The organism is Pseudoxanthomonas sp. (assembly GCF_002863005.1).
Classification (GTDB): Bacteria; Pseudomonadota; Gammaproteobacteria; order Xanthomonadales; family Xanthomonadaceae; genus Pseudoxanthomonas_A.
The window spans coordinates 355,544-369,033 of sequence record NZ_PKDG01000015.1; the positions used below are offsets into that span (position 1 = coordinate 355,544).

Annotated in this window: 11 protein-coding genes and 1 pseudogene; 5 read left to right on the top strand and 7 right to left on the bottom strand. The window is 66.2% G+C overall.

From position 1 onward, the window contains the following. The first annotated feature begins 32 nt into the window (after positions 1-32). The 3 genes from CYU89_RS06605 to CYU89_RS06615 all read left to right on the top strand — a co-directional run bounded on the left by CYU89_RS06605 (position 33) and on the right by CYU89_RS06615 (position 4,833). Entirely contained in the window at positions 33-764 is a 732-nt protein-coding gene (locus CYU89_RS06605) for a CoA transferase subunit A (RefSeq protein WP_296279566.1), read from the top strand. Continuing rightward, positions 764-1,399, top strand: coding sequence for a CoA transferase subunit B (locus CYU89_RS06610; RefSeq protein WP_296279568.1), 636 nt, complete (start codon positions 764-766; stop codon positions 1,397-1,399). Before CYU89_RS06605 ends, CYU89_RS06610 begins: the two co-directional genes overlap by 1 nt. Positions 1,400-1,653: 254 nt before the next feature. Next, positions 1,654-4,833: an FG-GAP-like repeat-containing protein gene (locus CYU89_RS06615; protein WP_296279570.1), complete on the top strand. Its 3,180-nt coding sequence runs from the start codon at positions 1,654-1,656 to the stop codon at positions 4,831-4,833. A gap of 118 nt (positions 4,834-4,951) precedes the next feature. On the opposite strand, the gene CYU89_RS06620 is transcribed toward CYU89_RS06615, so the two are convergent. Next, on the bottom strand, positions 4,952-6,562 hold the full coding sequence (locus tag CYU89_RS06620; protein ID WP_296279571.1) for an electron transfer flavoprotein-ubiquinone oxidoreductase: 1,611 nt from the start codon (positions 6,560-6,562) through the stop codon (positions 4,952-4,954). 82 nt (positions 6,563-6,644) lie between these two features. Here CYU89_RS06620 and CYU89_RS06625 point away from each other — a divergent pair, with 82 nt between their 5' ends. Continuing rightward, positions 6,645-7,268 (top strand): alpha-ketoglutarate-dependent dioxygenase AlkB, encoded by a 624-nt coding sequence (locus CYU89_RS06625; protein WP_296279572.1) that lies wholly within the window; start codon positions 6,645-6,647, stop codon positions 7,266-7,268. Between the two features lie 13 nt (positions 7,269-7,281). Here the strand turns inward: CYU89_RS06625 and CYU89_RS06630 are convergent, their stop codons facing one another. The 5 genes from CYU89_RS06630 to CYU89_RS06650 are packed head-to-tail and all read right to left on the bottom strand — an operon-like array spanning position 7,282 to position 11,755. Then, entirely contained in the window at positions 7,282-7,911 is a 630-nt protein-coding gene (locus CYU89_RS06630; RefSeq protein WP_296279574.1) for an ABC-type transport auxiliary lipoprotein family protein, read from the bottom strand. After that, positions 7,908-8,834 (bottom strand): MlaD family protein, encoded by a 927-nt coding sequence (locus CYU89_RS06635; RefSeq protein WP_296279576.1) that lies wholly within the window; start codon positions 8,832-8,834, stop codon positions 7,908-7,910. The genes CYU89_RS06630 and CYU89_RS06635 overlap by 4 nt, the downstream gene beginning before the upstream one ends. A 3-nt stretch (positions 8,835-8,837) precedes the next feature. After that, positions 8,838-9,647 carry an ABC transporter ATP-binding protein gene (locus CYU89_RS06640; RefSeq protein ID WP_296279577.1) on the bottom strand — a complete coding sequence of 270 codons (810 nt, stop codon included), beginning with the start codon at positions 9,645-9,647 and terminating at the stop codon, positions 8,838-8,840. A 6-nt stretch (positions 9,648-9,653) separates the two neighbouring features. Further along, the gene (locus CYU89_RS06645; RefSeq protein WP_296279579.1) at positions 9,654-10,769 is read right to left on the bottom strand and encodes an MlaE family lipid ABC transporter permease subunit; all 1,116 of its coding nucleotides are present in this window, start codon (positions 10,767-10,769) and stop codon (positions 9,654-9,656) included. Next, on the bottom strand, positions 10,766-11,755 hold the full coding sequence (locus CYU89_RS06650; RefSeq protein ID WP_296279581.1) for a DMT family transporter: 990 nt from the start codon (positions 11,753-11,755) through the stop codon (positions 10,766-10,768). Before CYU89_RS06650 ends, CYU89_RS06645 begins: the two co-directional genes overlap by 4 nt. On the opposite strand from CYU89_RS06650, the gene CYU89_RS06655 reads away from it, so the two are divergent. After that, positions 11,742-12,989, top strand: a complete 1,248-nt coding sequence (locus CYU89_RS06655; RefSeq protein WP_296279583.1) for a threonine/serine exporter family protein — start codon at positions 11,742-11,744, stop codon at positions 12,987-12,989. The genes CYU89_RS06650 and CYU89_RS06655 overlap by 14 nt on opposite strands. Before the next feature lie 67 nt (positions 12,990-13,056). Here the strand turns inward: CYU89_RS06655 and CYU89_RS06660 are convergent. After that, positions 13,057-13,419, bottom strand: a pseudogene (locus CYU89_RS06660) (H-NS histone family protein); the annotation flags it as partial. Between the last annotated feature and the right edge of the window lie 71 nt (positions 13,420-13,490).

The window sequence follows — 13,490 nt, forward strand, 5'->3', positions numbered from 1 at the left end:
AATGCCGCTTTCCTTATCGAATGGATCACGCCATGGCGGGTAACCCCGGCTCCGGAGGCAAGCAGAAGCTCTATCCCAGCGCGGCGGATGCGCTGCGGGGTGTCGTAGCCGACGGCCAGACGCTCGCGGTCGGTGGCTTCGGCCTGTGCGGCATTCCGGAAGCGCTGATCGGCGCGCTGCGGGACAGTGGCGTGAAGGGGCTGACGGCCATTTCCAACAATGCGGGCGTGGACGGTTTCGGCTTGGGCTTGCTGCTCGAAACCCGGCAGATCAAAAAGATGATTTCGTCCTACGTGGGCGAGAACAAGGAATTCGAGCGCCAGTTCCTCTCGGGCGAGCTGGAATTGGAATTCAATCCGCAGGGCACGCTGGCCGAGCGCCTGCGCGCCGGCGGCGCAGGCATCCCCGCGTTCTTCACCCGTACCGGTTACGGCACGGTGGTGGCCGAAGGCAAGGAAACCCGCCAGTTCGGGGAGCACTGGTATGTCATGGAGACAGCGCTGATCGCCGACGTGTCGCTGGTCAAGGCGTGGAAGGCCGACAAGGCCGGCAACCTTGTGTTCCGCAAGACCGCGCGCAATTTCAACCCGGCCTGCGCCATGGCCGGCAAGGTCTGCATCGCCGAGGTCGAGGAAGTGGTGGAAGTCGGCGCGATCGATCCCGATCACGTCCACCTGCCGGGCATCTACGTGGACCGCATCGTCCACAACCCGACCCCCGAGAAGCGCATCGAACAGCGCACCGTCCGCCAAGGAGACAAGTGATGCCCTGGACCCGCGATGAGATGGCGCAGCGCGCTGCCCGCGAACTGACCGATGGCGCCTACGTGAACCTGGGCATTGGCCTGCCTACGCTGGTCGCCAACCACATTCCCGCCGGCGTGGACGTCTGGCTGCAGTCCGAGAACGGCCTGCTCGGGATCGGCCCGTTCCCGACCGAGGACGAGGTCGACGCCGACCTCATCAATGCCGGCAAGCAGACCGTCACCGCCCGCGCGGGCGCCAGCTATTTCGGCAGCCAAGACTCCTTCGCCATGATCCGCGGCGGCCACATCGACCTGGCCGTGCTGGGTGCCATGCAGGTCACCGACAAGGGCGATCTGGCGAACTGGATGGTCCCGGGGAAGATGGTCAAGGGCATGGGCGGTGCCATGGACCTGGTGGCCGGCGTCAAGCGCATCGTCGTGCTGATGGAGCACGTGGCCAAGGACGGAAGCCACAAGATCCTGCCGCAATGCGACCTGCCGCTGACCGGCGTGGGCGTGGTGGACCGGATCATCACCGATCTGGCGGTGTTCGACGTCACCCCCGACGGTCTGGTGCTGGTGGAAAAAGCCGACGGCGTGACCGGGGAGGAACTGGTGGCGAAGACCGGCGTACCCTTCCGGCCTGTCGCCTGAGTCGCCTCAAGTCGTGATGCACGTCCACTTCTTTTGCGCCATGGCGCACGCCTGACTTTCAGCTGTACGTTTTGCTGCCGATAACCCGGAGAGGCGAACCCGTTGGCTGTTTTGTGGCCCGGGGGCTGGGCTATAGTGTCGGTTCAGGGGCTCTATCCGTTTTTCTCAGAGGCGTACGTATGAAACTCCGGGTCGGCGCTTGCGCCTTGATGTTGGTCTTGGCCGGGTGCAGTGGGGAAAGCCCCGAATCGGGCATGGCAGGGATGCGGGGTGTCGCCGCCAGCAAGCCGACCGGCGCGCTGCCGACGTCGCTGCCCCTGGCGCGCGCGATTGGCGCTTCCATCGCGAATTTGCCGGACCGCGGCGCGCTGCTGTCCTTTCCCGACAAGGCAACGCCCACCAAGCAGGAGGGCGCCTATACCTGGTTCCCGACCGCGATCAGCGAAGCGCACGCCTTCAAGGGTATCGCCACCGGTGAAATGACCGTGCCCTCGCCCGATGGCAGCCAGGTCAAGTTGCGTTATGAGCGTCACGTCGAAGAGATCGACGGCAACTGGACCTGGATCGGCCGCCTCGTCGGTGGCGATCCGATGCAGGAAGCCATCATCACCTTCGGCGAGAAGGCTGTGTTCGGCTCGATTCCCCAGGCGAACGGCAAGCCGGCCCTGAGCCTGCAGACCCGCAACGGCACCGTCTTCGCGGTCCAGACCGATCCCACCAAGGTGGTGTCGGCGACGAAGGGCCATGTGGACGTGATGATCCCCGAGGCGAGGGCGCTTCGCTCGTCGATGGGGGCAGCGGTGAGTGCGGCAGCCCAGTCGACCCAAAATGCCGTCGCGGTGGCGCAGAGCGCGCCCCAGACTGGTGCCAACACGATCGACGTGGCGATCGGCTACACGCCCGAGTTTGCAACGGCCAATGGTGGTGCTTCCGGCGCCGCAACGCGTCTGGTGTTCCTGATCCAGGTCGGCAACCAGGCGTTCGTGAACAGCAACGTCAACGGCTACCTGCGCGTCGTCAATGCCGTGCAGGTGAGCTACACCAACACCAACAGCAACCAGACGGCCCTGTCCGAGCTGACCGGCAGCAATGGCCAGTCCGCCGTCACCGTCCCCGCCAGCTTGGCGCCGCTGCGCACCGCACGTGACCAATACGGCGCCGACATCGCCATCCTGGTGCGCAAGTTCAACACGCCCGAAAACGAGGGCTGCGGTATCGCTTGGTTGAACGGCGCGAATGGCGCCAACAACCCCAACCAACCGCCGATAACCTCCGCCGATGCGCCCTGGGGCTACGCGGTCGTGAGCGATGGCTTCGATGCGGGTACCGACGGCAAGACGTATTACTGCGCCGACGAGACGCTTGTGCACGAAGCGGCTCACCTGATGGGTTCGGCGCATGACCGCGGTAACTCCACGAGCGCGGGCGCCTTCGCTTATTCCTACGGTTACAAGACGACGGCATCCACCGGTAATTTCTATACGGTGATGGCTTACGGAGATACGGGCCAGACAGCGCACCGCATCTTCTCGACCCCGCTCAAGAGCACGTGTGGCAGCGCGGGCAACCTGGCGTGTGGCGTTGCGAACAGTGAAGACAATGCTCGGAGTTTGAATCAGACGATTCCGGTTGTTGCTGCGTTTCGCGCTACGATTGTGCCGTTCGATAACAACCCGCTCATGGATCTTGATGGCGACGGCAAGTCGGACATCGTCCTGACGCATGGCGCGACCGGTTCGGTCTACTACTGGCTGATGGATGGCGCGGCCCAACGCTCGGGCCGCGCAAGCACGGTCACGCTGCCGGGCTATGTGCTGCGTGGCACGGGCGACTTCAACAATGATGGTCGCGCGGACTTGCTCTTCTCCAATGCGACGACGGTGCGCCTGCTGGTTGGCAAGACCGACGGCGACTTCACCAACACGCTCGTTGCCGACCTGCCGTCTGGCTGGGTTGTGGGCGGGGTGGGCGATATCGATGCGGACGGGAAGTCCGATATCGTGCTGACGCATGGTGCTACCGGTTCGGTCTACTACTGGTTGATGGACGGTGGGGCACAACGCTCCGGTCGCGCCAGCACGATCACGCTGCCGGGATACACGCTCCGTTCGACCGGCGATTTCAATGGCGACGGTCGTGCAGACCTCCTGTTCTCGAACGCCACAACGGTGCGTCTGCTGGTCGGCAAATCCGATGGCGACTTCACCAACAGTCTGGTCGCAGACCTTCCGTCCGGTTGGGTCGTGGGCGGCGCCGGTGACATCGATGGCGATGGCAAGACGGACATCGTGCTCACGCACGGCGCCACGGGTTCCGTCTATTACTGGCTGATGGACGGTGCGACGCAGCGGTCGGGACGTGCCAGCACGATCACGCTGCCGGGCTACACGCTGCGCGCCACGGGCGATTACAACGCCGACGGCCGCACTGACCTTCTGTTCTCGAATGCCACCAGCGTGCGCGTGCTGCTCGGCAAGTCGGATGGTGACTTCACCAACACGGCTGTCGCCGATCTGCCTTCCGGCTGGGTGCTTGCCAATCTGTTCGGCCGTTTGGGCGGTGCTTCGTACGACATCGATGCGGATGGCAAGTCTGACGTGGTGCTCACGCACGCGGCCACCGGATCCGTGTACTACTGGCTGATGGATGGCGCATCCCAGCGGTCGGGTCGTTCCAGCGCGGTCACGCTACCGGGTTACACCCTGCGTGGTTCGGGGGATTTCAACGCTGATGGGCGTGCCGATCTGCTTTATTCGAATGCCACGACGGTCCGTATGCTGCTGGGCCGCACCGATGGTGACTTCACGAACAGCGCGGTTGCCGATCTGCCTTCGGGTTGGGCCGTTGGCGGGATTGGCGACGTCGACGCGGATGGGAAGGCTGATGTCGTGCTTACCCATGCCGCCACAGGATCGGTCTACTACTGGCTGATGGACGGCGCCTCGCAGCGGTCCGGCCGCGCGAGCGCGGTAACGGTACCAGGCTTCACGTTGCGCGCCGTTGCTGACTTCAATGCCGACGGTCGTGCGGACCTACTGTTCTCCAACGCGTCCACCGTCCGGTTGCTGGTGGGTCGCGCCGATGGCGACTTCACCAATAGCGTCGTCGCGGACCTCCCGTCTGGGTGGGTCGTGGGAGGCGCGGGTGACATCGACGCAGACGGCAAGGCCGACATCATCCTGTCCCATGTAGCCACCGGGTCCGTGTACTACTGGCTGATGGACGGCGCTTCCCAGCGTTCGGGACGTGCCAGTGCGGTGACGCTGCCTGGTTATACGCTGCGGTCCGCGGGTGATTTCAATGCGGATGGCCGGGCAGACTTGGTCTTCTCCAACGCGACGACGGTTCGGATGCTCGTGGGTCGTACCGATGGTGATTTCACGAACAGCGCGGTCGCGGATCTGCCGAGTGGCTGGGTAGTCGGCAACCGCTAACGGATTGGACGAGCGAGCCGCCCCCGAATATCTGACGGCTCCAGGATGGATCGCAAACGGCCCTCTTAGTGTGGGCCGTTTGCATTATTCAGATCGCCTGGCGCAGTAGGCCGAAGGCCTACAGATTCTGGTAATTCGGCCCCGCGCCGCCTTCCGGCGTCACCCAGTCGATGATCTGGTAGGGGTCCTTGATGTCGCAGGTCTTGCAGTGCACGCAGTTTGCGGCGTTGATCTGCAGGCGCTTGCCGTCGCCGTCGTCGACGATTTCGTAAACGCCTGCCGGGCAGAAGCGGGTACAGGGGTTGTCGTATTCGGCGGCGCAGCGGGTGACGCACACGGAGGTGTCGTGCACGCGCAGGTGCACGGGCTGGTCTTCGTCATGCTCGGTGGCCGCGTAGTAAACGCCCTGCAGGCGATCACGCGGTGCCAGCGTGCGGTCCACGTAGTCGCGTTTGGTCTCCTCGTGCTCGCCGACCTTGTCGAGCGAGGACCAGTCGGCCTTCACCTTGAGCGTCCACGGCGACAGGCCGCCGGTGAGGGTTTCCCACGCGGCGTTGGCCATGCCGAACCACAGGCCCTTCTTGAAGCCGGGCTTGATGTTGCGGACGGACTTCAGCTCGGCCATCGCGTCCGAGGCGCGCAGCTTCGCGTCGAACCCTTCGGGTGCCAGCTGCGATGCCACGAGGTGCTCGGCCGCCAGCATGCCGCTGCGGATCGCCTGGTGGGTGCCCTTGATCTTCGGCACGTTGAGCAGGCCGGCGGTGTCGCCGATCAGCAGTGCCCCCGGCATCTCGACTTTCGGCAGCGACTGCCAGCCACCGGTGACGATGGCGCGCGCGCCGGCGGACAGTATGCTCCCACCTTCGAGCAGCGGCTTGATCAGCGGGTGGTTCTTCCACTGCTGGAAGGCTTCCCAGGGCTTGTACTCGGGGTCCTTGTAGTCCAGGCCGCTGACGTAGCCGAGCGCGATCTGGTTGTTCTCCAGATGGTAGAGGAAGCTGCCACCGTAGATGTCGTTGCTGGCCGGCCAGCCCAGCGTGTGCACGATCTTGCCGGGCGTGACGCGGCCCTCCGGCACCTGCCACAGTTCCTTGATTCCGATCGAATACGCCTGCGGATCGCTGTCCTTGTCCAGCGCGAAGCGCTTCACCAGCCGCTTGGTCAGGTGGCCGCGCGCGCCTTCGGCCAGAACGGTCACCTTGGCTCGGATGTCGATGCCGGGCGTGTATCCCGGTTTGTGGCTACCGTCTTTCGCGATGCCCATGTCGCCGATGCGCACGCCCACGACCTTGCCGTCGTCATCGTGCAGCGTTTCGGACGCAGCGAAACCCGGGTAGATTTCCACGCCCAGCGCTTCGGCCTGCGGGGCCAGCCAGGCGCACATCGCGCCCAGCGAGACGATGAAGTTGCCATGGTTGCGCATGCCCGGCGGTACCACCGGGAACTTGCGGCCGCCGTCCTTGCTGAAGTACCAGAACTCGTCGTCCTTGGCCGGCACGCAGACCGGCGGCGGGTTGTCGCGCCAGCCGGGGAGCAAGGCGTCGAGCGGCGCGGGTTCGATGACGGCGCCGGACAGGATATGTGCGCCAATGGTGCTGGCCTTCTCGATGACGCAGACGGAGATATCCGGATTTAGTTGCTTGAGCCGGATGGCAAAGGCAAGCCCCGACGGTCCTGCGCCGACGGTGACGACGTCGTACTCCATCACATCGCGTTCGACATCGGACATCGGGTTCGGCTCCAGCGTGGCGTTAGGCTTCCCGCATTTTCGGCGTTTGCGCGGAGCGGGGCAAATCCGCGAGCATCACGGCATGACCATACCCCTTCCGCTCTCGCCGGATGGACGCCATGAGGCGCTGCCGGGCGCATCGCTGGCCTGTCATGCCGACTGGCTGCCGGCCATGGAAGCTGACACGCTGTTCGCCGATTTGCGGGCGTCGCTGCCGTGGAGCGTGCATCGCATCCGCCTGTTCGGCCGCAGCGTCGATTCGCCGAGATTGAGCGCATGGATCGGCGATGCGGATGCCGTGTACCGCTATTCCGGCACGGATTTCCTGCCGCATCCGTGGACCCCGGCGCTGTCGGGACTGCGGGCGCGACTGCAGGACGCACTGGGCGTGCCGTTCAACAGCGTGCTCGCCAATCTCTACCGCGATGGCCGCGATGCGATGGGCTGGCATAGCGATGACGAGCCGGAGCTGGGCCCGGCGCCGGTCATCGCGTCGATCAGCCTCGGCGGCGTGCGCCGGTTCCTGCTCAAGCACAGGCAGGATCCCGCGCAGAGGGCGGCGTTCGAACTGCCGCATGGCAGCCTCTTGGTGATGGCGGGCGAGACGCAAAGGCACTATCGGCATGCGCTGCCACGCACGGCGAAGCCGGTGGCGCCGCGCATCAACCTGACGTTCCGCCTGATCGATCCCGCGCGTCGGCGCTGAGGCTGAGGGGCAACTAGCGGTTAGCCTTGGGGTCGCTGTTGCCCGACACCAGGATCCAGCCGGCGATGTCGCCAGTGGCCGCTTCCAACGCCTGTTCGAAGGCGTCCGCGACCTGCGGGACATCGGTGCTGGCGGCCGGCTTCTTTTGCAGGAACGTGCGCGACGCGACCACGCGCTGGTCGCGGTTGTTGACCAGCTTCGCGTTCACCTCGACCACGGCGGCGGGTACCGCGCCACCCGCGTAGTCGGCCTCGAAACGGCGCAGGTCCATGACCAGCTTGTAGTCGCCGAGGATGCCGGCATCGGCGCTGGCCACGGCGGGAATCTTCCCGGAATCCTCAAGCGTGCGCTGCACGGCGTCCTGCAGCATGTCAGTCGCGGGCAGGGCCCACGAGACGCCGCGATACACCTGCAGCTCGCCGGGCGTCGGCCGCACGCTGATGCGCGGGCTGTCGATCACGCGCGCGGCGGTGGGCTTGGCCACGATGAGGGTCCAGGCGACCTGCGGCCAGCCCGGCTCGGGCGCGACCCTAACATCGGGCGCGTAGATCGTGACCGGGTCGCGCTGCTCGCTGCCCAGGATCGAGCAGCCCGCGAGGGCGAGGGAGACAGGAAGGGCGAACAGAAGGCGCATCGGCTTCATTTCGGGTCGAACTCCTTGGGTGCGTCGCGGCCGAGCAGGTAGCGCGCGGGATTGCCTTCGAGACGGTCGCTGACGCGGCGCAGATCGCGTACGAGGCCACGCAATTCGGTCAGCGTGGGGCCGAGCTGGCCGAGGCCATCGCTGGCGAAGCTGTTGATGGCGGCTCGGTTCTCGCCGAGGATCGCGTCCGCATTGCCAGCGGCGGAATCCAGCTTGCCCAGCGTGGTTTCCAGCTTGTCGAGGATGCCGGGCAGCTCCTGCACCAGATTCTTGTCCAGCCGCTCGATGGCACCGTTGGTGGTGGTGAGCGTCTTGTCCAGGTTCTGCGCGGCATCACGCGCACTGACGATCAGGGCCTCGATGCCATCCTCGCGGCTGGCCAGCGACGTGCTCATCGCTTCCAGGTTCGCCAGCGTGGTGGTGATGCTGGCGACGTTCTTGTCGCTGAGGGCCTGGTCCAGCCGCTCGACGATGCGGTTGGCAGTATCGGTGATGTTCTGCAGTGCGGACGGCGCGGTCTGGATGACCGGCGCTTCGCGCGTGTCCACGCTGGTCAGCGACGGCGCCTGCGGTGTGCCGCCGCTGAGCTGGATGATGGTCGGGCCGGTGAGACTGGTGATGGCCAGCTTCGCGCGGGTATCGGTCTTCACCGGGGTATACGACTCCACCCGGATGCGGGCGATCACCTGGCGCGGATCGTTCGGCGCCAACGAGAGTTTGGTGATGGAGCCGACCGCAATGCCGTTGTACTGCACCGGGCTGCCGACGGTCAGGCCGGTGACCGCTTCGCGGAACACCACCTGGTATTCCTGCCAGGTGCGCTCGGAGGAGTACTTCGCCGCCCACAGGCCGAACAGCAGCAGCGCGGCGGCGATGATGAGGGTGAAGGCACCGATGAGGACGTAGTTGGCGCGTGTTTCCATGGATCAGACCGCCGTTTGCGATTGAAGGGGCCCGGAGGCCTGCTGCCCGCCGCGCGCTGCGCGTGCACGGGGGCCGTGGAAGTATTCCTGTACCCAGGGGTGATCGAAGCGCTCCACCTCGGGCAACGGTGCCACGGTGATGACCTTGTGGTCCGCGAGCACCGCCACGCGGTCGCAGATCGCGTACAGCGTGTCGAGGTCGTGCGTGATCAGGAAGACGGTCAGGCCGAGCGCTTCCTGCAGTGTCTTGATCAAACGGTCGAACGCGGCCGCACCGATGGGGTCCAGGCCCGCGGTGGGCTCGTCGAGGAACAGCAGCGGCGGATCCAGCGCGAGTGCCCGCGCCAGGCCGGCGCGCTTGCGCATGCCGCCGGACAGTTGCGACGGCAGCTTGTTCAGCGCATCGGCCGGCAGGCCGGCAAGCTTCACCTTCAGCAGCGCCAGCTCGTAGCGCCAGCTGTCCGGGAGTTCCGGATGATGCTCCTTCAGCGGCACCTGCACGTTCTCGCCGACGGTCAGCGACGAGAAGAGGGCGCCATCCTGGAACAGCACGCCGGTGTTGCGCTCGATGTGCTGGCGCGCGGCGGGATCTTCCGAGCGCGCATCTTCCCCGAGAACGGTGATCTGCCCTTCGTCGGGTTGGCGAAGGCCCAGGATCGAACGCATCAGCACCGACTTGCCGGTGCCGGACCCGCCGACCACGCCGAGGATCTCGCCGCGACGCACGTCCAGGTCCAGGCCTTCGTGCACGGTCTGTGCGCCGAAGCGGTTGGCCAGTCCGCGCACCTGGATGATGGGGGATTCGTCGGTCATGCGCCGTCACCAGTCCATGTGCATGAACCACAGCGCAGCCAGCGCGTCGATCATGATGACCAGCGAGATCGTCTGCACCACGCTGGAGGTCGTGCGCTCGCCCACCGACTGCGCGGTACCTTCCACGCGCAGCCCTTCCAGGCAGCCGATCAGGCCGATCACCAGCGCGAATATCGGTGCCTTCGAGAGGCCGACGAGGAAATGCTTCACCTCGATGGTGTCGTGCATGCGCGCGATGTACATCTGCGGCGGAATGCCGAGGTCGAAGGCGCCGACGGTGACGCCGCCGGCCAGGCCCGCCATCATCGAGATGAAGGTCAGCAGCGGCAGCATCACCAGCAGCGCGATCAGCCGCGGGATGACCAGCAGGTCGACCGGGTCCAGGCCCAGCGTGCGGATCGCATCGATCTCCTCGCGGCTCTTCATCGCGCCGATCTGCGCGGTGAATGCGGAGGCGGTGCGACCGGCCAGGACGATCGCCGTCATCAGCACGGCGAACTCGCGCAGGAACGCGATGCTGACCAGTTCCACCACGTAGATTTCCGCGCCGAAATCACGCAGCACGGTGGAGCCGAGGAAGGCGATCACCGCGCCCACCATGTACGACAGCAGGATCACCAGCGGCACCGCGTCCAGCCCGACGGCTTCCATGTGCGCCACGGTGGCGGTGGCGCGGAAGCGGCGCGGCTCCTTGACCATGCGGACCAGCTTGACCAGGTTCTCGCCGGTGAAGCTGAGCAGGGCGACGATGTCCTGCTTGTTCTGGTGCACCCGGTAGCCAAGGCGCGAGAGCGCAGCCAGGAAGCCGTAGTCGCGCTTGCGCGGCGGTCGGTCGTCGGCGACGTCCTCGATGGTGCTGACCAGGGCCTGGTGGTCCTGGCGGAACTCGATGTCCGACGGATCCATGCCGCGGCGCTTGGCGAAGCGGAGCAGTTGCAGCACGCCCGCCGAATCGATGCGGTTGATGGTGGTCGCGTCTAGCCGGTTGACGGCGTCGGGCAACGTCTTCAGCTGTTCCGCCACCGTCAGCGCACTGGCGAGCGTCCAGTCGCCCGCCAGCTTCACGCGCTGGGGGTCACCGGGATCGGCTTCGTACTGCGGGCGGGCAAGGGTGGGGGTCATGGCGTCGCTCGGCCAAGGAGCATACAGGCTATCCCAGTGAACGTGAGTGCCACGCCGACAACGCCGCGACGGCCCAACGGTTCACGCAACCACAGCGCCGCCAGCACCACCAGGAAGACCGATGCGGACTCGTTTAGGATCGCCGCGACCGAGGCCGACGTGAACTTGTAGCCCCCCAGCCACAGCACCATCGACAGTCCCTGGCCGATCAGGGCGGCCAGCACCAGCCGGTGCCAGGGAACATCGGCGGGGACGAAGCGCATGCGTCGGCGCATGGAGGGCAGCAAGGCGAGCAGGAGCAGGCCGGCCAGCGCGCCGGACAGACGCAGCAGGGTGACCCACAACAGCGGCTGCGATTCCAGCGTGCGCTTCACCATCACGATGGCGACCGCCATCAGCGCGATCGCCAGCACGCCGAGCGCGATGCCGCGCACGGTGTGCCCGGGATCGGCAGGGCGCCCGTGCGAGGGGCGGCTGACCAGCAGCACGCCGCCGGCCACCAGCGCGAACCCCACCCACTGCACGCCGCCCAGGCGTTCGTCGAGGAAGACGAACCCCAACAGCAGCACCAGCGGACTGTAGAGATTGCCGATGACGCCCATGCGGCCGGCACCGAGCTCGTTGAGCGCGCGGAAATACAGCGTGTCAGCCAGCGCGATGCCGATCACGCCGCTGGCCAGCACGATCAGCAGGTCACGCGTCGGGAGGGCGGGCCACGCGCCGGCATGCAGCAACAGCGCCACCGGTGCCAGCACGCACAGCACCAGCGCGTTCTTCAGCAGATTCAGCGCCAGGGGCGGGAGGTGCGCGCCCAGCTGGCGCGCCAGGATCACGCCCACCGCCCATGCGGCGGCACTGCCCAGCGCCATGGCTTCGCCGATCCCCACGGTGTCCCCTGCCCACGTCGTCGGTGCGTAGTGTAAGCAGCACGAGGTGAAGCCATGCGCGTGGCCCTTGGGCGATACTGTGCCGATGCCCGACGACATCCTGATGTCCGCCACCTACGCCCAGCGCATCGCCTTCGTCTGCGAGATCGCCGGGCGCCTGCACAGCTACGGCACGACCGCGCAGCGTCTGGAAGGCACGGTGGTGGGCCTGTCCCAGCGCCTGGGCCTGGATTGCGAACCGTGGTCGAACCCCACCGGGCTGATCCTCAGCTTCAGCGATCCTTCGCGCCCCCTGGGCGCCAGCGACAGCACGCGGGTCATCCGTCTGGCACCGGGCGAGACCGACCTGCACAAGCTGAGCGAAGCCGACCGCATCGCCGATGCGGTGTCGTCCGGCCAGATGAGCATCGCCCAGGGCCACACGGCGCTGCGTGCGCTCGACCGCACCCCGAGCCGGCGCTGGCGCGCGATGCAGATCTTCGCCTCGGGCCTGGCCGCGGCAGCCGTGGCCGGCCTGTGGCGGCTGCCGTGGCTGGATATCGCCACCGCCGGCCTGATCGGCATCATCATCGGTGTGCTGGGCGAACTGATCGCGCGCCGGCCGCAGATGAAGGAGGCCAGCGATGCGATCTCGGCGCTGGTCGCCGGCTTCGTCGCGATCCTGGTCGCGAGCTTCATCGCCCCGTTGAACCTCAACACGGTGATCATCGCCTCGCTGATCGTTCTGCTGCCCGGCATGGCGCTGACCAACGCCGTGAACGAGCTGACCAGCCAGCATCTGGTGTCCGGTGTGGCGCGTTTTGCCGGCGCAGTCGCGACCGTGCTCAAACTGACCGTGGGTAGCATGATCGCGGTGACGCTTGCACCATTGCTGGGTCTGGAGCCGCAAGTGCGTGCCGCAAGGCCGCAGCCCGAGTGGGTGGAGTGGGGTTCAATGGTCGTGGCGGCCTATGCCTTTGCCGTGCTTTTCAAAGCACACCGGCGCGATTATTTCTGGGTTATGGCGGCAGCGATTGCCGGATACAGCATCTCTCGGTATCCCCTTCAAGCTTGGGATGTTCCTGCGGGCATTTTCCTCTCCGCCCTGACGCTGACCGCCGCCGGCAATGCCTTCGCGCGCTGGGCCAACCGGCCGGGCGCGCTGATCCGCGTGCCGGGCATCCTGATGCTGGTGCCGGGCAGTACGAGCCTGCGTGGCCTGCTGACGCTGGTGCAGCAGCAGGACGTGGGCGTGGGCCAGTCTGCCCTGCTGGCGGTCACCAACGTGGTGATGGCGCTGATCGCGGGTCTGCTGTTCGGCAACCTGCTGATCTCGTCGCGCAAGAATCTCTGACGCGCGCAAACGGAAACGGGAGGCCCAGGCCTCCCGTTTCTTTCCATCACGCGAAGCGCGGTTACTTCTTCTTGATGATGAAGTCTTCGGCCTTCTTGCCCTTGGCGATCAGGGCGGCCATCCAGCGCGGATGCTTGCCGCGACCGGTCCATGTTTCCTTCGGATTGGCGGGGTTGCGGTACTTCGGCGCGACCTTGCCGAGCTTCTTGCCGGCGCGCGGTCCAGGCTTGCTCGCTGCCTTGGCGGGGCGCGTGCCGCCGGCGCCGAACAGCTCCTCCAGCGTGTAGCCCTCGGCCTTGGCGAATTTGGTGATCTTGCCGCGCACCGTCGCGATGGGCGTGCGCTTGGCCAGCTTGCTCTGCTGTTGCTTGGCCTTTTCGATCAAGGCGCCAAGTTCCTTGGCGGACAGGTTACGCAGGTCGATCGACATCAACTATCTCCAGTCAGGAAGGGAAAGCCCGTCCTTGGCAGTGGCACGATGGTAAGCGACCACGGAATCGC

Excerpts from the sequence above, each read along its gene's own strand:
- CYU89_RS06635 (WP_296279576.1), bottom strand. The coding sequence starts at position 8,834 with ATGGAAACACGCGCCAACTACGTCCTCATCGGTGCCTTCACCCTCATC.
- CYU89_RS06630 (WP_296279574.1), bottom strand. The coding sequence starts at position 7,911 with ATGAAGCCGATGCGCCTTCTGTTCGCCCTTCCTGTCTCCCTCGCCCTC.
- CYU89_RS06640 (WP_296279577.1), bottom strand. The coding sequence starts at position 9,647 with ATGACCGACGAATCCCCCATCATCCAGGTGCGCGGACTGGCCAACCGC.
- CYU89_RS06610 (WP_296279568.1), top strand. The coding sequence starts at position 764 with ATGCCCTGGACCCGCGATGAGATGGCGCAGCGCGCTGCCCGCGAACTG.
- CYU89_RS06650 (WP_296279581.1), bottom strand. The coding sequence starts at position 11,755 with ATGTCGTCGGGCATCGGCACAGTATCGCCCAAGGGCCACGCGCATGGC.
- CYU89_RS06655 (WP_296279583.1), top strand. The coding sequence starts at position 11,742 with ATGCCCGACGACATCCTGATGTCCGCCACCTACGCCCAGCGCATCGCC.
- CYU89_RS06615 (WP_296279570.1), top strand. The coding sequence starts at position 1,654 with ATGGCAGGGATGCGGGGTGTCGCCGCCAGCAAGCCGACCGGCGCGCTG.
- CYU89_RS06645 (WP_296279579.1), bottom strand. The coding sequence starts at position 10,769 with ATGACCCCCACCCTTGCCCGCCCGCAGTACGAAGCCGATCCCGGTGAC.
- CYU89_RS06605 (WP_296279566.1), top strand. The coding sequence starts at position 33 with ATGGCGGGTAACCCCGGCTCCGGAGGCAAGCAGAAGCTCTATCCCAGC.
- CYU89_RS06620 (WP_296279571.1), bottom strand. The coding sequence starts at position 6,562 with ATGTCCGATGTCGAACGCGATGTGATGGAGTACGACGTCGTCACCGTC.
- CYU89_RS06625 (WP_296279572.1), top strand. The coding sequence starts at position 6,645 with ATGACCATACCCCTTCCGCTCTCGCCGGATGGACGCCATGAGGCGCTG.